Source organism: Mycobacterium marseillense (genome assembly GCF_010731675.1).
In the GTDB taxonomy this organism is placed as follows: domain Bacteria; phylum Actinomycetota; class Actinomycetes; order Mycobacteriales; family Mycobacteriaceae; genus Mycobacterium; species Mycobacterium marseillense.
This window is the reverse complement of sequence record NZ_AP022584.1, coordinates 3,924,579-3,942,912: the sequence shown is the minus strand read 5'-3', so window position 1 is coordinate 3,942,912 and position 18,334 is coordinate 3,924,579. Positions and strand designations below refer to the sequence as shown.

Sequence of the window (18,334 nt, the reverse complement as noted above, 5' to 3'; positions counted from 1 at the left end):
AGCATGACCGACGATGACCGCAGCGCCAGAGCTTCCGGGCGGCCGCGTGACACCTCGATCGACGAGCGCGTGCTGTCGGTCACGCGGGACTTGCTGGTGGAGGTCGGGTGGGACGAGCTGAGTATGCGGCTCGTCGCGGCGCGCACCGGCGTGGGGCGATCCAGCCTGAACCGTCGCTGGTCGTCCAAGGCGGAACTGGTGCTGCACGCCATCCTCGGTGAAACCCCCGACCTGGCACCGTTTTCCGGTACCGATCTGACCGGCTGGATCGAGTGGGTGGTGCGCGGCAGTCACGAACTTTTCGGCAGGCCCGACGTGCGGGCCGCCGTACCGGGTCTGCTGTTGGCCCTCGGCGAGAACGACGACCTACGCAGGGACTTGTGGGCCAAATTCAGCGTCCCCGCCGTGCAGCTATTCGCCGACGACGTGCGGGCGACGACGCCCGCCAGGCGACGCCGAGCCGACGTCGACGCCCGGGCTACGCTGGCGATGGCCGCGGGCGCGGCGCTGTTCGTCACGACGGTGGCCGTCGAAGACGACTCCGAGGCCCTACGCAACCGGATCGCGCAGCTGTTGATCACGGCCGTCGCCGCGTCCCACCCGCAATGACTCGACGATCGCCGCTTTCGGGGATCGCCACGTGATGCCGAACTCGCCCACGGTCTTGCTGTCGTCGGTGGGGGTGGCGGCGGTAAGCAGCAGCGCCGCTTCGTAACTGAGGCCGTCGCCGAGCGCGACGTAGCGGCCGGCGGCGTCGGCGAGGCGGCCGATCCCACGCAGCAGGCCCGGCGACAGGGGCACGCGCCGCACCCGCCGGCCCAGCCCCTCTTCGAGCGCGTCGATCATCTCGTCGAAGGTGAGCAGCCGCCCGCCACACACGTAGCGGTGTGGCCCGCGACCGGCCTGCATGATTCTTGCGTGCACGTCGGCGACGTCTCGCACGTCGACCATCTGCATGCCGCCGCGCAGTTTCGGTGCCACCGCCCACCGCACGATCGGCGCCCATCCTTGTTCGGTGACCCCGGCGGCGGTGCCGAAGGCCGGTCCCACCACGCTCGAGGGATACGTGACGACGACGGGCGCGCCTGCCTCCTGCAACCGCCGGGCGACCCGGTCGGCGTACCCCTTGGTCTTCGCGTACGCGCTGCGGCCACGCGCCGGAGGCGAATCGTGCGAGATGATGCCATCGGGCGGCGGGAACAGCGCGCTGTAGCTGCTGACCAACACGACCGGGTCGAGCGCGAGGTCGACCGCGCGGGTCAGAATCGCCTCCGTCGCATAGGCATTGACGTCCCACATCAACTGGGCACGGCGTTCGTCGGTGCCCACGACTCCGGCGGCATGCAATAGGGCGTCGGCCCCGGCGAGGAGTTCCTCGATGGTCGCGGCGGACCTCACGTCACCGCTCAGCACCGTCACGGGACCGAGCGCTCGTAGCCGGTCGAGGACGGCGCCCGGATCCGTAGGCGCGGCCAACAGTTTCACCTCATGACCGGCCTCGATCAGTGCGCGCACCGTGTGCGCGCCGAGGTATCCGGTTCCGCCCGTGACAGCTATGCGCATCGGCCGTGCTCCGCTCTGTGATCGTCCCGTCGTGCTATATTTCGGTGCCAATGGTATCGAAACTGGCTTTCAGCCCACTGCGACTGGGTCCCCTCGTCCTGAAGAATCGCTTCATCAAGGCGGCGACCTTCGAGGGCGTGATGCCGCGTGGCAACGTCAGCGACGCGCTGATCGACTTCCACACCGAGGTCGCGCGCGGCGGTGCCGCCATGACGACCGTCGCCTACTGCGCGATCTCACCGGGCGGCCGCGTTCACCGCGACACCGTCGTGCTGGACCGCGACCGCGTGCCGCAATTGCGCCGGCTGACCGAGGCCGTTCATGCGGCGGGTGCGCTCGTGTGCGCCCAGATCGGCCATGCCGGTCTGGTCGCCAACACGCTGTCGAACCGGACACCGACCTTGGCGCCGTCCACCCGGGTGAGCGCGCCGGCCATGGGTCTGGTTCGGGCGGCCACCCCCGAACAACTCGACGCGGTCATCGACGGCTTCGGGACCGCAGCCCGAAACGCGGTCGACGCCGGATTCGACGCGCTCGAAATCCACATGGGCCATGGCTATTTGCTCAGCTCGTTCTTCAGCCCGAATCTGAACAGGCGCACCGACCGCTACGGCGGCGACACCGTACGCCGCGCCGAACTGGCCCGCCGCGTCGCCGAACGGGTCCGATCCACCGTCGGCCACTCCGTCGCCGTCACGGCGAAATTCAATATGGACGACGGGGTGCGCGGTGGCTTCTGGCTCGACGACAGCATCCCCACGGCCCAGCTGCTGGAGTCCGACGGGCACCTCGACGCGTTGCAGTTGACCGGCGGCAGCTCGCTGCTCAACCCGATGTACTACTTCCGCGGCGATGTCCCCATGGACGAATTCATCGCCTCCCAACCCCGCGCGGTCGGTCTGGGTCTGCGCGTGTTGGGCCGGCGGCTGTTCCGGAGCTACCCGTTCGAAGAGGTGTTCTTCCTGCCGCTCGCGCGCCAGTTCCGCGCTGCGCTGTCGATGCCCTTGATCCTTCTCGGCGGCGTCAACCGGCTCGACACGGTGGAAGACGCACTGGCCGATGGGTTCGAGTTCGTGGCCATGGCTCGCGCGCTGCTACGAGATCCGTTTCTGGTCAACAGCTTTCGCGAGCATACCGCCGCCGAGGGGTTGTGCATCCACTGCATGAAATGCATGCCCACGGTGTACAGCCGAACGCATTGCGTGGTGCGCGACAGGATCGAGGCGGCGCCGGTGGCCTGACGGAGGCCTACGGTGGGTCCTATGACTCGCGACGACATTCGTATCGGTGTGCAGCTACAACCCCAACACGCTCCGCAATACAGTCAGATCCGCGATGCCGTGCGCCGGTGCGAGGACATCGGCGTGGACATCGCCTTCAACTGGGACCACTTCTTCCCGCTCTACGGCGATCCCGACGGCGCGCATTTCGAATGCTGGACGATGCTCGGGGCCTGGGCCGAGCAGACGTCGCGCATTCAGATCGGCGCGCTGGTGACGTGCAACTCCTACCGCAACCCCGAGCTGCTCGCCGATATGGCCCGCACCGTTGACCACATTTCCGACGGGCGGCTCATCCTGGGCATCGGCTCGGGCTGGAAGCAGAAGGACTACGACGAGTACGGCTACGAATTCGGCACCGCCGGCAGCCGCCTCGACGACCTGGCGACCGCACTCCCCCGGATCAAAAACCGGCTGGCCAAGCTGAACCCGGCGCCCACCCGGGAGATCCCGATCCTGATCGGCGGCGGGGGCGAACGCAAGACGCTGCGGCTGGTCGCCGAACACGCGCACGTCTGGCACAGCTTCACCTCCGCCGACGAGTTCCCGGCCAAGTCGGAGGTCCTGGCGCGCCACTGCGCCGACGTCGGACGCGATCCGGCCGGCATCGAACGCTCAGCGGCCGTGAAGAACGGCGGCGGCCTGCTGGCCAACGCCGAAAGGCTCGTCGACCTCGGCGTCACCCTGCTGACCGTGGCCTGCGATGGCCCGGGTTACGACCTGAGCGACGCCGAAGCGCTATGCAAGTGGCGCAATAACCGTTAAGCGACCGGCTTTGCTCCGGCTTCATTCGCCAAACCCGTAAACGCTCGCGTCAATTCATGAGAAACTCTCAGCGCTAGATGACCGACGCGAAAGAGACTCGACAAAAAGATGCCGAAGAAATACGGGGTCAAGGAAAAGGACCTGGTTGTTTCGCACATCCTCCACTTGTTGTTGACCGGCAAGCTGTGCAGCGGGGACCGCGTCGACCGCAATGAAATTGCGCTGGGCCTGGGAGTCAGCCGGGTCCCCATTCAGGAGGCACTGGTCCAACTCGAACACGACGGCATTGTCTCCACCCGTTACCACCGCGGCGCCTTTGTCGAGCGGTTCGACGAAGCCACCGTGGTCGAACACCACGAATTGGACGGGCTGCTCAACGGGATCGCGTCCGCACGCGCGGCGACCAATCCCACCCCGCGGATCCTGGGGCAACTCGATACCCTCATGCGCTCGCTGCGCGCGGCCAAGGATGCGCGCGCGTTCAGCGACATCGCCGCCGAATATCGGCGGACCGTCAACGACGAGTACGCCGGGCCGCGGCTGCACGCCACGATCCGCGCGTCGCAAAACCTCATCCCCCGCCTGTTCTGGACGACCTATCAGGGCGGACGCGAGGAAATGCTGCCGTTCTACGAAGACGAGAACTGCGCAATACACCGCCACGATCCCGACGCCGCGCGGACGGCATGCGTCGACCGCTCCTATCTGATGGCCCAGACCATGCTTGCCGAGTTGGTTCGCCGCCGGGTCTTCACCCCGACCGACGAGGTCGGGCGCGCGGTTCCGGGTTCCCTTCAGGTGATCACCGGCGGGGAGGCGGTCTCCGCCGAGGCCTCGCTGGCGCTGTAGAACGGGCGCTGTCAAGGCCGTGCCGCCGGCCAGTCGATACGGTGGCAGTGATGAGCTTGCCCGTGCGCCGGCGCGCCACGCGCCTTGCAAAGCTGTTCGCACTGGCCTCGACATTGCTGATGGTGTGGGGGTCGACGGCGATCACGCTGGCCAGTCCCGCGGCCGCCGACCGCAACCAATGCGCGCCCGCCGGCCCGAAAAGCGCGGCGGTGTTGCCCGAGAATCTGGCCCATAGCCGTGCCATGGGCCGGCCCGACGAGCACACCACGCCCAGCGTCGAACCGTTGAGTTCGGTGAACGTCGACACGCTGGGATTGGGCACACCGGGGGTGTTGACCGTCGGCACGCTCTCGGGCGCGCCGCCGCACATCTGCATCACACCCACCGGCCAGTACAGCGGCTTCGACAACCAGTTGCTGCGGGCGATCGCCCGCAAGCTCGGACTCCAAGTCCGCTTCGTCGGCACGGATTTCGCCGGTCTGCTCGCCCAGGTGGCGACGCACCGCTTCGACGTGGGGTCCTCGTCGATCAAAGCCACCGACGAACGCCGCCGAACCGTCGCGTTCACCAACGGCTATGACTTCGGCTATTACTCGTTGGTGGTGCCCCCAGGCTCCGCGATCAAGGACTTCGGCGATCTGGCCCCGGGGCAGCGCATCGGGGTGGTGCAGGGCACCGTCGAAGAGTCCTACGTCGTCGACAACCTGCATTTGCAGCCGGTGAAGTACCCCGACTTCGCCACGGTGTATGCCAGCCTCAAGACGCGCCAGATCGACGCGTGGGTGGCACCGGCCGGGGAGGCCGCGAGCACGATCCAGCGGGGCGATCCGGCGGTGATCGTGGCGCACACCTTCAGCAACGAGGGATTCGTGGCGTACGCGGTGGCCAAGGACAACAAACCGTTGGTGGATGCGCTCAATGCCGGGCTGGACGCCGTCATCGCCGACGGCACCTGGTCAAATCTGTACTCGCAGTGGGTGCCCCGCACCCTGCCGCCGGGCTGGAAGCCTGGATCCCTGGCCGCCCCGGCCCCGGTGCTGCCGGACTTCGCCGCCATCGCGGCGAGTCAACACCACAAAAAGGTGGGTCCGGCCGCGCCGAAATCGACGCTCGCACAGCTGCGTGACTCGTTCTTCGACTGGGACATGTACCGGCAGGCCATTCCCGCTCTCTTCAGCACCGGATTGCCCAACACGTTGATCTTGACCAGCAGCGCCAGCGTGATCGGTTTGGCGCTGGGCATGCTGCTGGCCGTCGCCGGCATCTCCGACTCGCGCTGGCTGCGCTGGCCGGCGCGGGTGTACACCGACGTGTTCCGGGGGCTTCCGGAAGTGGTGATCATCCTGATCATCGGGCTCGGTGTCGGGCCGATCGTGGGCGGATTGACCAACAACAACCCCTACCCGATCGGCGTCGCCGCCTTGGGGATGATGGCCGCCGCCTACGTCGGCGAGATTCTGCGATCCGGGATTCAAAGCGTGGATCCCGGCCAGTTGGAGGCGTCCCGCGCGCTGGGGTTCAGCTATTCGGCGGCGATGCGGTTGGTGGTGGTGCCACAGGGCATCCGGCGGGTGCTGCCGGCACTGGTCAATCAATTCATCGCGCTGTTGAAAGCCTCTGCGCTGGTGTACTTCCTGGGCCTGGTCGCCGACCAGCGGGAGCTGTTCCAGGTGGGCCGCGACCTCAACGCGCAGACCGGCAACCTGTCGCCGCTGGTCGCCGCCGGCGCCTTCTATCTGATCCTGACCGTGCCGTTGACGCATTTGGTGAACTACATCGACGCGCGGCTGCGCCGTGGTCGCGCCGCGGTCGATCCCGAGGAACACCCCGACATGCTCACCTCGACGTTCGGCCAGGAGATCACGTGAGCTCCAGCGTCGTCGGCCGGTCGTCAGTCTCCTTGGCGTGCAATGGTATTCACAAAACCCTGGGCGGCACCACGGTGCTCCGCGGTGTGGATATCGAGGTCCCGGCGGGCAGCACGGCAGCCGTCATCGGGCCGTCCGGGTCGGGCAAGTCGACGCTGCTGCGCACACTCAACCGCTTGCATGAGCCGGACGGCGGCGACATCCTGCTCGACGGCAGGTCGGTGCTCAAGGACGATCCCGACGAGCTCCGCCAGCGGATCGGCATGGTGTTCCAGCATTTCAATCTCTTTCCGCACCGCACCGTGCTGGACAACGTCGCGCTGGCGCCGCGCAAGTTACGGCGTCTGCCCGTCGACCAGGCCCGCGACCTGGCGCTGACGCAACTGGACCGAGTTGGCCTGAAACACAAGGCCGGTGCCCGCCCCGGCATGCTGTCGGGTGGTCAGCAACAGCGGGTGGCGATCGCCCGCGCGCTGGCGATGTCGCCGCAGGTGATGTTTTTCGACGAAGCGACCTCGGCGCTGGATCCCGAAATGGTCAAGGGAATTCTGGAACTCATTGCCGACCTCGGTGCCGATGGCATGACAATGGTTGTCGTGACCCACGAAATAGGTTTCGCCCGGTCGGCATCCGATGCGGTGGTATTCATGGATCACGGCAAGGTGGTGGAATCGGGACCTCCCGAGCAGATATTCGAAGCGGCCGAGACCGAACGGCTGCAGCGGTTTTTGTCCCAAGTGCTTTGATCTGCACTGCCCAATGAGCAATAGCTACCTTGTACGCACCTGATAACGGGTTAGACTCCCGATTTATGGCAGACAGCGAATCGAACCCGGCCGAGGTTGCCGAGCTCGCCGAAGGTTTGCACCGCGCGCTGTCCAAATTGTTTGCCATGCTCCGGCGTGGGGACCCCAGCGGGGCCGCGGCCGGCGAATTGACCCTGGCGCAGCTGTCGATCCTGGTCACCTTGCTCGATCAGGGCCCGATCCGGATGACCGATCTGGCGGCGCACGAACGGGTGCGGACCCCTACCACGACCGTGGCGATCCGCCGGCTCGAGAAGGTGGGGCTGGTCAAGCGTTCCCGCGACCCGTCCGACCTGCGGGCGGTCCTGGTCGACATCACCCCGCGCGGTCGAGCCGTCCACGGTGAATCGCTGGCCAACCGTCGCGCGGCCCTGGCCGCCATGCTCAGCCAGCTCCCCCCCGACGACCTCGACACCCTGATGAAGGCGCTGGCACCGCTGGAGCGGTTGGCCTCCGGCGACCCGACATCCGGCCCGGCCGGCGTGCCGCCCGCCCGCAAGGAAGCCTGAAACCCACTGGCGTCTAACGTTTTTCGCCTGGGGTCCCGGGCTGGGTAGACTTCCAGGCATGCCCAATGCACTCATCACCGGCGCCGGCCGCGGGATCGGCACGGCGATCGCCACGGCGCTGGCGCCCACGCACACCCTGCTGCTGGCCGGCCGCCCGTCCGACCGGCTCGACGCGGTCGCCGAGCGGCTCGATGCCACCACGTTTCCGCTGGACCTGACCGACGGGGGCGATATCGAGGCCGCCTGTGAAATCGTGGACGAACTCGACGTGCTGGTGCACAACGCGGGGTTGTCGATCCCGGGGAAGGTCGCCGAATCCCACGTCGACGAGTGGCGGGCCACCTTCGCTGTCAACGTCTTTGGGCCGGTGGAACTTACGCTGGCACTGTTGCCCGCGCTGCGACGCGCGCGCGGCCAGGTCATCTTCATCAACTCGGGCGCGGGGCGCAACGTCTCGCCCGGCATGGCGTCCTATTCGGCCAGCAAGTTCGCCATCCGCGCCTTCGCGGACTCCCTGCGCAACGACGAGCCGGAGCTGCGTGTCACCACAATCTATCCGGGCCGCACCGACACAGACATGCAGCGCGAACTCATCGAATTCGAAGGCGGAAGCTACGATCCCGCCAAGTTCCTGAAGCCGGAAACCGTTGCGGCCGCGGTCGCCAACGTGGTGGCCACCCCGCGCGACGGGCACGTCCACGAGGTGGTGCTTCGGCCGGCCGGACGGTAGCGGCGCTACACGACCAGATTGACCAGCCGGCCGGGCACCACGATCACCTTGCGCGGGTTGGCGCCCGCCAGGAACGCCTGGACCTTCTCGTCGGCCAGCGCGGCGGCCTTCAGGGTGTCATGGTCGGCATCGGCGGCGACCGTCACGCGTCCACGCACCTTGCCGTTCACCTGCACCGGATACTCCACCGTATCGTCGACGAGAAACGCCGGGTCGACCATCGGGAATGGCCCGTGTGCCAGCGAGGTGGTGTGGCCGAGTCGCAGCCACAACTCCTCGGCCAGGTGCGGAGCCAGGGGCGCCAGCATCAACACCAGCGGCTCGGCCGCCGCGCGGGGCACCGCGTCCCGGTGCTCCTTGGTGAGGTGGTTGGTGTACTCGATCAGCTTGGCCGCCGCCGTGTTATTGCGCAGTGCGGCATAGTCTTCCGCGACCCCGGCGATGGTGCGGTGCAGCACCCGCAGCGTGTCGGTGGCCAGCTCCTGCGCAGGCCCGTCGAGCACCCGCGTCTCGCCGGTCTCTTCGTCGACCACCAGCCGCCACACGCGCTGCAGGAAGCGGTGGGCCCCCACGACGTCCTTGGTCGCCCAGGGCCGGGACGCCTCCAGCGGGCCCATCGACATCTCGTAGACCCGCAGCGTGTCGGCGCCGTAGTCGTCGCAGATCTCGTCGGGCGAGATCGAATTCTTCAGGCTCTTACCGATTTTGCCGAATTCCTGAAAGACCTCGATGTCTCCCCGGGGCCCCGGGTAGACGAAGCCGCCGTCACGTTCGACCACCTCTTCTGCCGGGACATACGCTCCGCGCGCGTCGGTGTAGGCGAAGGCCTGGATGTAGCCCTGGTTGACCAGCCGGCGGTACGGCTCCCGCGAACTGACGTGGCCCAGGTCGTAGAGAACCTTGTGCCAGAACCGCGCATAGAGCAGGTGCAGCACCGCGTGCTCGGCGCCGCCGACGTACAGGTCGACGCCGCCGGGATCTTGCGGGCCGTGCTCGGCCGGCCGCGGGCCCATCCAGTAGGCTTCGTTTTCCTTGGCGCAGAACCGCTCCGAGTTGTGCGGGTCGGTGTAGCGCAGCTCATACCAGGAGCTGCCCGCCCACTGCGGCATCACGTTGGTGTCGCGGCTGTAGGGCTTGAGGCCGTCGCCGAGATCCAGCTCGACGTGCACCCACTCCGTGGCCTTGGCCAACGGCGGCGAGGGCTCGCTGCCGGCGTCGTCGGGGTCGAACAGCACGGGCGAGTAGTCCGGCACGTCGGGCAGCTCGACCGGCAGCGCGGCTTCGTCGAGGGCGTGCGCGCGCCCGTCGCTGTCGTAGACGATCGGGAACGGTTCGCCCCAGTACCGCTGGCGGGCGAAAAGCCAGTCCCGCAACTTGAATTCGATGCGCGCGCGGCCCCGGCCTTCGGATTCCAGGCGGGCGGTGATCGCTTCCTTGGCCGCCGCCACGTCCAGGCCGTCGAGGTATCCGGAGTTGACCAGCACCCCGTCGCCGGCGTAGGCGGATTCCGAAATGTCCCCGCCGGCAATGACTTCCACGATCGGCAGACCGAACTCGTGGGCGAAGTCCCAGTCGCGCTGGTCGTGGCCGGGGACGGCCATGATCGCCCCGGTGCCGTATCCGGCCAGGACGTAGTCGGCGATGAAGATCGGCACGGGTTTGCCGTTGGTGGGATTGGTGGCGTAGCTGCCCAAGAAGACGCCGGTCTTTGCCTTGCTCTCCTGGCGCTCGAGGTCCGACTTCGAGGCGATCGCCTTCCGGTAGGCGTCGACCGCTTCGCCGGGCGTCGCGGCGCGATACGTCCAGCGCGGATCGGTCCCGTCGGGCCAGGCCGCGGCCACCAACTCGTCGACCAGGTCGTGCTCGGGCGCCAGCACCAGATAGGTGGCGCCGAAGAGCGTGTCGGGACGGGTGGTGAACACCTCGATGTCGACCGTCGCGCCGTCCGACTTGGTCGCCGAAAACAGCGCCTTGGCCCCGGCGGACCGTCCGATCCAGTTGCGCTGCATGGTTTTGACCGGCTCCGGCCAGTCCAGCACTTCGAGGTCGTCAAGCAGCCGGTCGGAGTAAGCGGTGATGCGCATCATCCACTGCCGCAACCGCTTCCGGAACACCGGGAAATTGCCGCGGTCGCTGCGGCCGTCGGCGGTGACCTCTTCGTTAGCCAGCACGGTGCCCAGCCCGGGGCACCAGTTCACCATCGAGTCCGCCCGGTAGACCAGTCGGTGGCCATCGATCACGTCGGCGCGCTCCCCCACCGACAACGTGGCCCAGTCCCGCCCGTCCTCGAGACGGCGCGCCCCGGACTCGAATTCGGCGACCAACTCGGCGATGGGCCGGGCCTTGTTGGCGGCAGTGTCGAACCAGGCGTTGTAGATCTGCAGGAAGATCCACTGCGTCCACTTGTAGAACTCGACGTCGGTGGTGGAGAAGCTGCGCCGGCTGTCGTGGCCGAGTCCCAGGCGGCCGAGCTGGCGCCGGAAGTTCACGACGTTGGCCTCGGTGCGGGTGCGCGGGTGGGTGCCGGTCTGCACGGCGTATTGCTCGGCGGGGAGCCCGAACGCGTCAAAACCTAATGCGTGCAACACATTGCGGCCCGTCATCCGGAAATAGCGGGCGTAGACGTCCGTCGCGATATAGCCCAGCGGGTGGCCGACGTGCAGTCCCTCCCCCGACGGGTAGGGAAACATGTCCTGCACGAACAACTTGTCGTCCGGGACCGGGGACCCGTCTGCCGGGGCCAGCGATCCGACCGGGTTGGGCACGTTGAACGTCCCCAGCCTCGCCCAGTTGCCCTGCCACGTGCCCTCGATCCGGCCCGCCAGCGCCGCGGTGTAACGGTGGGGCGGCGCGTCGGAGTCCGGCTGGACGGCGCCGGCGCCGGCGCCTGGCGAAGTGGTCGGGGATTCGGTCACCTGAACAGGGTATAAGGGCCGACACGGCGGTTCGCCGGCCACAGGTTGGTCTCGGTTCCGTTGCGCGCCGATCAGGGGTTCATCCCAGGTGTATTTCGAGCCTGTTCACCGCCTTTGACCTCTAGTTACAGTCAGCCACTATCGACGGCTTCTGGTAGTTGAGCCATGGGAAGGACCGACGCAGATGATTGACATCGTCCCCGTCCACCGGGCACTTCTCGGCGGCATGGTCGCCGGCCTGATGGGTTTGGCGGTTGTTGCGAGCGGCACGGCATCGGCGGAACCGTTGCCTCCTGCGCCGGTCCCGGTTCCCGCCGTCCCCGCGCAGGCGCCACAGAACCTCGGGCCCGAGCTGGTGCCTCCGAGCAGATACCTCGCCGCGCCCCAGGCGGCCACTCCCCTCGCGCCGTCGGCCACCGCCGGGACCCCGGGGGCGGCGACGCCCGCCGCGGCCGCTCCGGCTGCCGCGCCGGCGCCGGCTCCCGCCCCGGCACCCATTCCCGCGACCTCCGGCACGATCCGTGAATTCCTGCAGTCGAAGGGTGTCAAGCTCGAGGCGCAAAAGCCGCAGAACTTCAAGGCGCTCGACATCACCTTGCCGGTGCCGGCCCGCTGGACCCAGGTGCCCGACCCGAACGTGCCGGATGCGTTCGCGGTCATCGCCGATCGGCGCGGTAGCAGCATCTATTCCTCGAATGCCCAGGTGGTGGTGTACAAGCTGGTCGGCGATTTCGATCCGAAAGAGGCGATCACGCACGGCTACGTCGACAGCCAGAAGCTGCTGGCGTGGCAGCCCACCAACGCCTCGATGGCCGATTTCGGGGGCTTCCCGTCATCGATCGTCGAGGGCACCTACCGCGACGGGGACATGACGCTGAACACGTCGCGGCGCCACGTCATCGCCACGTCGGGTCCCGACAAGTACCTCGTCTCGCTCGCGGTGACCACCGATCGCGCGGTCAGCGTCGCCGACGCACCGGCCACAGACGCGATCATCAACGGCTTCCGGGTCGCCGCCCCGGGCGCGCCCGCTCCGGCACCGGCCCAAGCGCCCGCCGCATCTCCGGTCGGGCGGCCCGCCCAGCCGCCGGCCGCTCCGGTCCCCGCCACCGCTCCGGCTGGCCCGGCCGCCCCGGTCGCTCCAGCCGCCCCGGCCGCTCCGGTTGCCCCTGCTGCCCCCGTCGCTCCGGTTGCTCCGGTTGCTCCGACCGCTCCTGTCGTCCCGGCACCCGCGACGGCTCCGTTGGTGCCGCTCGCGCAGACGACTCCCGCGGCCCCGGCCCGGCTCCCCGCGCAGACGCCGGTACCCAACCAGCAGCACACGCCCAGCCTGCTGGCCATGGTGCCGGGCCTGCCGCCGCTGCCGAACTTCTCGTTCCTGCAGCACTGAGTCCGGCGGCCGCCACACCCGCAGAGCCGGATGAGCGGGCCGGCAACCCGGCTCGTATTGTGAGCCCATGCTGATTGCGGGCGTGCTGTGCATGTGTGCGTCGGTGGCCTCAGCGGGGTTCGGCACCTGGTCGCTTGCGCACAATCGGAATTTCGGCGCCACGGCGCTGGCGCTGCGCGCCATGGCGCCCACCCAGTTGGCGGCCGCGGTGATGCTGGGCGCCGGTGGCGTGGTGGCGCTGGCCGCGGTCCCGCACACCGCACTGGTGGTGCTGATCGTGTGTGTCGCGGGCGCGCTCGGAACGCTGGCCGCGGGCTCCTGGCAGAGCGCGCGTTTCGCGCTGCGTCAGGAAGAAGCGGCGCCCGCCTGCGCGGGCAGCTGCGCCGGCTGCACGCAGTCGTGCCACTGACTTTGAGCTGGGGGAGCGCTAGTTTCGGCTGATGTCGATCGGGTGGGTCGCGAGCAGCGAAAGCGGCAGCGGCTGCCGGCGCAGAACGTGGCCCCACAAATCTGACCTCGGCCCGACGAGAACGTCGGATGGCAAGGCGGACAAGACAATCCAGTCGTCGCGTTCGATCTCGCCTTCGAGCTGACCAATGGTCCAGCCGGAGTACCCGGCGAAAATCCGCACGCCCTCCACCAGTGGTGCGATCGCGTCGGGGTCGGCGTCCAAATCGACCATCACCACCCGGCCGTCCACATGCCGCAAGCCCGGCACGTCTTGCGGATCGGCGCCGACGCGCAACGTCGCCAGGCACAGCGCGGCGTCACGCTTCACCGGGCCACCGATGAACATCGTCTTCGGCTTCGCCGATAGGTCGGTCCACTGGGGCAGCACGTTGTACACCGCGGTTTCGCTGGCGCGGTTGAGCACCACACCCAACGTGCCGCCATCGTTGTGCTCGACGATGTAGATCACGCTGCGCCGAAACGTCGGTTCCAGAAGGTCGGTGTTGGCGAGCAGCAAAGTGCCCGCACGCACCCGTTGCGCGGCGGGTGCGACATAGTCCTCTGGGTCCTCCGGCGGCGGCACCCCACCATCATCGCATCTGGCCCATCGTGGCCCAGGGCAATCGAAGGTGCGGGACGCGGCGATTTGTACTGTTGTTGGGACAGCTCTGAGCGCGCGAGCTTGCCAGCCCCAATTGCGGAAGTCGGTTTCGGTGATCCCAACCCGGATGCAGTCCAGCGCACCCGTCGAAATCTGGCGGTCGGTGCGCGGTTTGCCAGATTTTTGGCGGCTGCTGCAGGTGCGCATGGCGAGCCAGTTCGGTGACGGCCTGTTTCAGGCGGCGCTGGCCGGAGCGCTCCTGTTCAACCCGGATCGAGCTGCTGACCCGCTTTCCATCGCGCGCGCCTTCACGGTCCTGTTCTTGCCCTACTCGCTGCTGGGACCGTTCGCTGGGGCACTGATGGATCGCTGGGACCGCCGGCTCGTCCTCGTCGGGGCCAACGCGGGCCGGTTGATCCTGATCGCCGCCATCGGCACGATTCTGGCGGTCCGGGCCGGCGACCTGCCGCTGCTGCTGGGCGCGTTGTTCGCCAACGGCTTAGCCCGATTCGTCGGGTCCGGGCTCTCAGCGTCGCTGCCGCACGTGGTGCCGCGCGAGCAGGTGGTGACGATGAACTCGGTGGCCACCGCCATCGGGGCCATCGCGGCGTTCGTCGGCGCAAACTTCATGCTCGTGCCGCGGTTCATCTTCGGCGCCAGCGACAAGGGCGCCTCGGCGATCGTCTTCATCACCGCGATTCCCGTATCGATGGCGTTGCTGCTGTCCTGGCGGTTCGGTGCGCGCGTGCTGGGCCCCGACGACACCCGGCGCGCAATCCACGGACCGGTCCTCTACGCGGTAGTCACCGGCTGGCTGCACGGCGCGCGCACGGTGGCGCAGCGCCCGACCGTCGGCGCCACGCTGTCCGGCCTGGCCTCGCACCGGATGGTGGTCGGCATCAACTCGCTGCTGGTCCTGCTGCTGGTCCATCACATGCCCGATGCGGACGGTGGGGGGTTCGGCACCGCGCTGCTGTTCTTCGGCGCGGCGGGCTTGGGCGCCTTTTTGGCCAACCTGCTGACCCCGCCCGCGATCCGTCGCTGGGGGCGTTATGCCACGGCCAACGGGGCGTTGGCGGCCTCGGCGATCATCGAGGTCGCCGGCGCCCAGCTGCTGGTCCCGGTCATGGTGGCGTGCGGCTTTTTGCTCGGCGTGACGGGTCAGGTGGTCAAGCTTTGCGCGGACACAGCCATCCAGATGGATGTGGATGACGCGCTGCGCGGACACGTGTTCGCCGTGCAGGATGCGCTGTTCTGGGTGGCGTTCATCGTCGCGATCACCGTGGCCGGGATGTTGATCCCCGACGATGGACACGCACCCGCGTTCGCGCTGTTCGGCTCGGTGCTCTACCTAGTCGGCCTGGCGGTGCACAGCTTCGTCGGGCGCCGCAGCGAGCCGGCGAATGATCGCTAAGGTGGCGACGTGATCGCAGCACGCCGGGGAGGGAAGCGATGACCGGTCCCACACCCATGGTCGAGGACCTGCGCGCCGAAAGCGATGCGCTCGACGCCCTGGTCGCACCGTTGCCGCCCGAGCGCTGGGCCGACCCGACGCCCGCACCCGGCTGGACCATCGCGCACCAGATCGGGCACCTGCTGTGGACCGACCGGGTTGCCCTGATCGCGGTGACCGACGAGCCCGGCTTCGCCGAAGTGCTGGCCGGTGCGGCCGCCGACCCGACGGGCTTCGTCGATGAGGGCGCCGAAGAACTCGCGGCGCTGGCGCCGGCCCAGCTGCTCGCCGACTGGCGCGCCACCCGCCGCCGGTTGCACGAGGAGCTGCTCGGGGTCGCCGCCGGTCGCAAACTCCCGTGGTTCGGGCCACCGATGAGTGCGGCATCGATGGCCACGGCGCGGCTGATGGAGACGTGGGCGCACGGTCTCGACGTCGCCGACGCCCTGGGCGTCACGCGGCCCGCGACCGACCGGCTACGGTCGATCGCTCACCTCGGGGTGCGCACCCGCGATTTCGCCTTTGCCGTCAACAATCTGGCGCCCCCAGCCGAGCCGTTCCTGGTCGAGCTGAGCGGACCCGGCGGTGACACCTGGTCGTGGGGACCCCCGGAGGCTGAGCAGCGGGTCAGCGGCTCGGCGGAGGATTTCTGCTTCCTTGTCACTCAACGGCGCCCGTTGAGCAGCCTCGACATCACGGCCCAGGGCGCCGAGGCGCAGCGCTGGTTGGAAATCGCGCAGGCTTTCGCGGGACCGCCCGGCCCCGGGCGGTGAGCCCGCGACGGTAGCCCGCTGTCCGCGCACATCTTCTTGCCCAATCCCCACCCACGCGATGAGGACGTCACCGCCGTCAGTGCAGGGGACCGCCGTAACTCGCCCGGTTCTCCGCCTCGGCCTCTTCGCGCAGCGCCGTGATCGCCAGGTTCAGCCTGTCGGCCAACTCGCCGTGGCCGTACCCGGCCATCACGCCGGGATGCAAAGTCAGCTTGATCAGTCGACCGTCGGAATTCGTCACGGCGTACACGTCGCCCAGATCGACGCTGTAGGTGACCGCCTCGGCCTGCGCCACCAGGGCTTCCCATTTATCGGCCGCTTCGCTCAGTTCCCGAAGAACCGACTCGACCAGATCCTTATCGCTGAGATTCGCGCGACTGCCCGAACCCGACACCAGGACAGTATCGTCGAGCCCTCCGACCAGCGTCAATTCATACGCGGCGGTTGTCGGCTCAATGGCCGGAGGTCGGCACGGCGAGCTTGTGGAACCAGGCGAGGTGGTAGTTCGCCGACACGGTGTCTCCGCTGGCAATGCCTTCGGTGGCGGCCATCAACAGGCACTTGAGCAGCAGCGCCGGATTGACGTTCGGATACTGAACCAACAGCTGATACCGGGCCGTGTCGAGATGCACGCGCAGCACGTCGACCTCCTGATCGACGATGAAGGTGCCCGCGGCCGCGGCGTCGGCCAGCCGGGTCACGATCTTGGGCAGCTCCGCGCGCGCCCGGGTGACCTGGCTGAGCACCCGTGCCAGGTCATCGATCGCCGGCAGCTGGCGCGGCTCCACCGACGCTCGCGTCGCGGCGAAGTCGGCCGAGCGGCGCAGCGAATCACCGGGAGCGTAAGTGACGACGCGCGCCGTGTCGCCGATCAGCGCGGCGACCCTGCCACTGCGTCGCTCAGGCTCCAGCAGCCGCACGCCCGCGGGAAGGCTGATGCCCGACGGGATCCACCCGTGGGCAAGGTCGGTGACCAAGACCGTGGTCCCGTCGGCGCGATCCCCGATCGCCCAATTCAGCCGCGGCTCTTGCCGGACCACAAACTCGAGCAGCCGGTTCAACCGTTCGTTGTCGAATTTCGTTGGGGTGGCGGGCTTTTCGATGGGCTTTGGCGCCGCTGCGACGGCTTCGGTCGACTCGACGGGGGCTTCCTGGTCAATGACGGCCGGCTCGTCGCCGCCGGCGGCCGCCGGCTCCTCTACCGGGGCGTGGTGGCGCCCCCTGTCGACGGGCGCGACGGGCTCGGGCTCTGGCGCGCTGTCGACCGGCGCCTCGATGACGGGCTCCGCCTCCTCCGTGATCACCGGAATCACCTGCGTCTCCTCGAGAGGCGACACATCGGCGACCCCGACCGGCTCTTCCTCATCGGGGGCGGCTTCCGGCTCGGGCGCCACCGGCTCGTCGTCACCAGCCGGCTCCTCCAGGACCGCATGGTGCCGGCCGCTCGCGACGGGTTCCTGCGCCGGATCAGGGGCGCGCTCGACCGGTGCCTCGACGACCGGCTCCGCCTCCTCCGTGACCACCGGAATGACTTGCGTCGCCTCGAGAGGCGACACATCGGCGGGCCCGGTCGGCTCTTCAGCGTGGGTGGCCTCCTGCTCGGCCGCCTGCGGTTCGCCCGGCTCGACCGGTTCGTCCGGTTCGACCGGGCGGCGACGCCATCTCGGCGGCGGCTGGGGCGGCTCGGCGTCGTCGTCGACCTCGCGGACCGCCGGTAGCACCTGCGTCTTTTCCAGGTCCGTTCCGGATGGCCCGAGGGCCGGTGGGGGCGCCGCGGGGGACTGCGCGCCGCGTTGCACCGTATGCAGGTAGCGGATCGTGGATTCGACCCGGCGCACCGCACGGCCGCGGGCTTCCTCGATGATTCGAGCCTCGGCCGCCTGCCGGGCCGGGTCGGTCATTCCGGCCCGCTTGAGCATCTTGAGTTGATCGTTGGCGCCGTTGGCGATTCGTTGCAGATCGGCCTTGAGATACTCTGCGAGAGTGGCGGTTTCGGCAGTGACCGTCGACAATTCGGCAGGCCACAGCCCGCCTGTCACCCACGGGGTGCAGTCGATGGGAGAGCTGAAAGCCGGAATCGCCAGGGATTCCCGGGTAGCTCTCCGGAGGCGCTGACGCGCCGTCATCCGGCCGAAGATCGCCACTAGCTAAGCCTACCGGCAGCGGGCGGTCGACTTGTGCGGTCAGTGAATTGTGCGCCCGCAAACGCCTGGGTAGCGTGGGGACATGGCTGAATCTGCACTGCAGCAGCAACTCGACGAGGTGCGTGCCCTCCTCGCCCGCGCGCGAGAGTTGTTCGGCCCCAATCCCGTAGAGCCGCCCACGGAAATCGCTCCCGATCCCAGCGCGGCCAAGCCGTGGCTGCGTTAGCCCGGCGTCACA

At 68.4% G+C, this 18,334-nt stretch carries 18 protein-coding genes; 13 read left to right on the top strand and 5 right to left on the bottom strand.

What is annotated here, in order from left to right; all coding sequences use genetic code 11:
- Window positions 1–3: 3 nt before the first annotated feature.
- Complete coding sequence (locus G6N26_RS18135; protein WP_083015685.1) at window positions 4–609, top strand: helix-turn-helix domain-containing protein; 606 nt, start codon at window positions 4–6, stop codon at window positions 607–609.
- Here the strand turns inward: G6N26_RS18135 and G6N26_RS18130 are convergent.
- Window positions 550–1,563: an NAD-dependent epimerase/dehydratase family protein gene (locus G6N26_RS18130; RefSeq protein ID WP_083015687.1), complete on the bottom strand. Its 1,014-nt coding sequence runs from the start codon at window positions 1,561–1,563 to the stop codon at window positions 550–552. The genes G6N26_RS18135 and G6N26_RS18130 overlap by 60 nt on opposite strands.
- 50 nt (window positions 1,564–1,613) lie before the next feature.
- Between G6N26_RS18130 and G6N26_RS18125 the strand changes: the two genes are divergently transcribed.
- The 7 genes from G6N26_RS18125 (at window position 1,614) to G6N26_RS18095 (ending at window position 8,370) form a co-directional block, all read left to right on the top strand.
- Window positions 1,614–2,804 (top strand): NADH:flavin oxidoreductase, encoded by a 1,191-nt coding sequence (locus G6N26_RS18125; protein WP_083015690.1) that lies wholly within the window; start codon window positions 1,614–1,616, stop codon window positions 2,802–2,804.
- Window positions 2,805–2,825: 21 nt separating this feature from the next.
- Window positions 2,826–3,608, top strand: coding sequence for an LLM class F420-dependent oxidoreductase (locus tag G6N26_RS18120; protein WP_083015693.1), 783 nt, complete (start codon window positions 2,826–2,828; stop codon window positions 3,606–3,608).
- Window positions 3,609–3,716: 108 nt separating this feature from the next.
- Entirely contained in the window at window positions 3,717–4,457 is a 741-nt protein-coding gene (locus tag G6N26_RS18115) for a GntR family transcriptional regulator (protein WP_083015696.1), read from the top strand.
- A 50-nt stretch (window positions 4,458–4,507) separates the two neighbouring features.
- The gene (locus tag G6N26_RS18110; RefSeq protein WP_083015700.1) at window positions 4,508–6,325 is read left to right on the top strand and encodes an ABC transporter substrate-binding protein/permease; all 1,818 of its coding nucleotides are present in this window, start codon (window positions 4,508–4,510) and stop codon (window positions 6,323–6,325) included.
- Complete coding sequence (locus G6N26_RS18105) at window positions 6,322–7,071, top strand: amino acid ABC transporter ATP-binding protein (RefSeq protein WP_083015703.1); 750 nt, start codon at window positions 6,322–6,324, stop codon at window positions 7,069–7,071. Before G6N26_RS18110 ends, G6N26_RS18105 begins: the two co-directional genes overlap by 4 nt.
- Before the next feature lie 65 nt (window positions 7,072–7,136).
- Entirely contained in the window at window positions 7,137–7,640 is a 504-nt protein-coding gene (locus G6N26_RS18100; RefSeq protein ID WP_067170688.1) for a MarR family winged helix-turn-helix transcriptional regulator, read from the top strand.
- 58 nt (window positions 7,641–7,698) lie between these two features.
- Entirely contained in the window at window positions 7,699–8,370 is a 672-nt protein-coding gene (locus G6N26_RS18095; RefSeq protein ID WP_083015705.1) for an SDR family oxidoreductase, read from the top strand.
- Window positions 8,371–8,375: 5 nt separating this feature from the next.
- On the opposite strand, the gene leuS is transcribed toward G6N26_RS18095, so the two are convergent.
- Window positions 8,376–11,285: a leucine--tRNA ligase gene (gene leuS, locus G6N26_RS18090; RefSeq protein ID WP_083015706.1), complete on the bottom strand. Its 2,910-nt coding sequence runs from the start codon at window positions 11,283–11,285 to the stop codon at window positions 8,376–8,378.
- A 184-nt stretch (window positions 11,286–11,469) separates the two neighbouring features.
- Between leuS and G6N26_RS18085 the strand changes: the two genes are divergently transcribed.
- Window positions 11,470–12,675: an LpqN/LpqT family lipoprotein gene (locus tag G6N26_RS18085; protein WP_083015708.1), complete on the top strand. Its 1,206-nt coding sequence runs from the start codon at window positions 11,470–11,472 to the stop codon at window positions 12,673–12,675.
- A 67-nt stretch (window positions 12,676–12,742) separates the two neighbouring features.
- Entirely contained in the window at window positions 12,743–13,084 is a 342-nt protein-coding gene (locus G6N26_RS18080) for a hypothetical protein (RefSeq protein WP_067170673.1), read from the top strand.
- Window positions 13,085–13,102: 18 nt separating this feature from the next.
- On the opposite strand, the gene G6N26_RS18075 is transcribed toward G6N26_RS18080, so the two are convergent.
- Window positions 13,103–13,708, bottom strand: coding sequence for a YqgE/AlgH family protein (locus G6N26_RS18075; protein ID WP_067170670.1), 606 nt, complete (start codon window positions 13,706–13,708; stop codon window positions 13,103–13,105).
- Window positions 13,709–13,853: 145 nt separating this feature from the next.
- Here G6N26_RS18075 and G6N26_RS18070 point away from each other — a divergent pair, with 145 nt between their 5' ends.
- Window positions 13,854–15,140 (top strand): MFS transporter, encoded by a 1,287-nt coding sequence (locus tag G6N26_RS18070; RefSeq protein WP_067170667.1) that lies wholly within the window; start codon window positions 13,854–13,856, stop codon window positions 15,138–15,140.
- A 38-nt stretch (window positions 15,141–15,178) separates the two neighbouring features.
- Complete coding sequence (locus tag G6N26_RS18065) at window positions 15,179–15,952, top strand: TIGR03084 family metal-binding protein (RefSeq protein ID WP_067170664.1); 774 nt, start codon at window positions 15,179–15,181, stop codon at window positions 15,950–15,952.
- 76 nt (window positions 15,953–16,028) lie between these two features.
- Here the strand turns inward: G6N26_RS18065 and G6N26_RS18060 are convergent, their stop codons facing one another.
- Window positions 16,029–16,349 carry a DUF2710 family protein gene (locus tag G6N26_RS18060; RefSeq protein WP_095578068.1) on the bottom strand — a complete coding sequence of 107 codons (321 nt, stop codon included), beginning with the start codon at window positions 16,347–16,349 and terminating at the stop codon, window positions 16,029–16,031.
- A gap of 55 nt (window positions 16,350–16,404) precedes the next feature.
- A complete protein-coding gene (locus G6N26_RS26360) occupies window positions 16,405–18,096 on the bottom strand; it encodes a DUF5631 domain-containing protein (RefSeq protein WP_083015710.1) in 1,692 nt (563 codons plus the stop codon).
- A gap of 82 nt (window positions 18,097–18,178) precedes the next feature.
- Between G6N26_RS26360 and G6N26_RS25835 the strand changes: the two genes are divergently transcribed.
- A complete protein-coding gene (locus tag G6N26_RS25835) occupies window positions 18,179–18,322 on the top strand; it encodes a hypothetical protein (protein ID WP_165605068.1) in 144 nt (47 codons plus the stop codon).
- Window positions 18,323–18,334 lie beyond the last annotated feature (12 nt).

Coding starts and splice junctions, on each gene's coding strand:
- G6N26_RS18135 (WP_083015685.1), top strand. CDS start 4: ATGACCGACGATGACCGCAGCGCCAGAGCTTCCGGGCGGCCGCGTGAC.
- G6N26_RS18130 (WP_083015687.1), bottom strand. CDS start 1,563: ATGCGCATAGCTGTCACGGGCGGAACCGGATACCTCGGCGCGCACACG.
- G6N26_RS18125 (WP_083015690.1), top strand. CDS start 1,614: ATGGTATCGAAACTGGCTTTCAGCCCACTGCGACTGGGTCCCCTCGTC.
- G6N26_RS18120 (WP_083015693.1), top strand. CDS start 2,826: ATGACTCGCGACGACATTCGTATCGGTGTGCAGCTACAACCCCAACAC.
- G6N26_RS18115 (WP_083015696.1), top strand. CDS start 3,717: ATGCCGAAGAAATACGGGGTCAAGGAAAAGGACCTGGTTGTTTCGCAC.
- G6N26_RS18110 (WP_083015700.1), top strand. CDS start 4,508: ATGAGCTTGCCCGTGCGCCGGCGCGCCACGCGCCTTGCAAAGCTGTTC.
- G6N26_RS18100 (WP_067170688.1), top strand. CDS start 7,137: ATGGCAGACAGCGAATCGAACCCGGCCGAGGTTGCCGAGCTCGCCGAA.
- G6N26_RS18095 (WP_083015705.1), top strand. CDS start 7,699: ATGCCCAATGCACTCATCACCGGCGCCGGCCGCGGGATCGGCACGGCG.
- G6N26_RS18085 (WP_083015708.1), top strand. CDS start 11,470: ATGATTGACATCGTCCCCGTCCACCGGGCACTTCTCGGCGGCATGGTC.
- G6N26_RS18080 (WP_067170673.1), top strand. CDS start 12,743: ATGCTGATTGCGGGCGTGCTGTGCATGTGTGCGTCGGTGGCCTCAGCG.
- G6N26_RS18070 (WP_067170667.1), top strand. CDS start 13,854: ATGCAGTCCAGCGCACCCGTCGAAATCTGGCGGTCGGTGCGCGGTTTG.
- G6N26_RS18065 (WP_067170664.1), top strand. CDS start 15,179: ATGACCGGTCCCACACCCATGGTCGAGGACCTGCGCGCCGAAAGCGAT.
- G6N26_RS25835 (WP_165605068.1), top strand. CDS start 18,179: ATGGCTGAATCTGCACTGCAGCAGCAACTCGACGAGGTGCGTGCCCTC.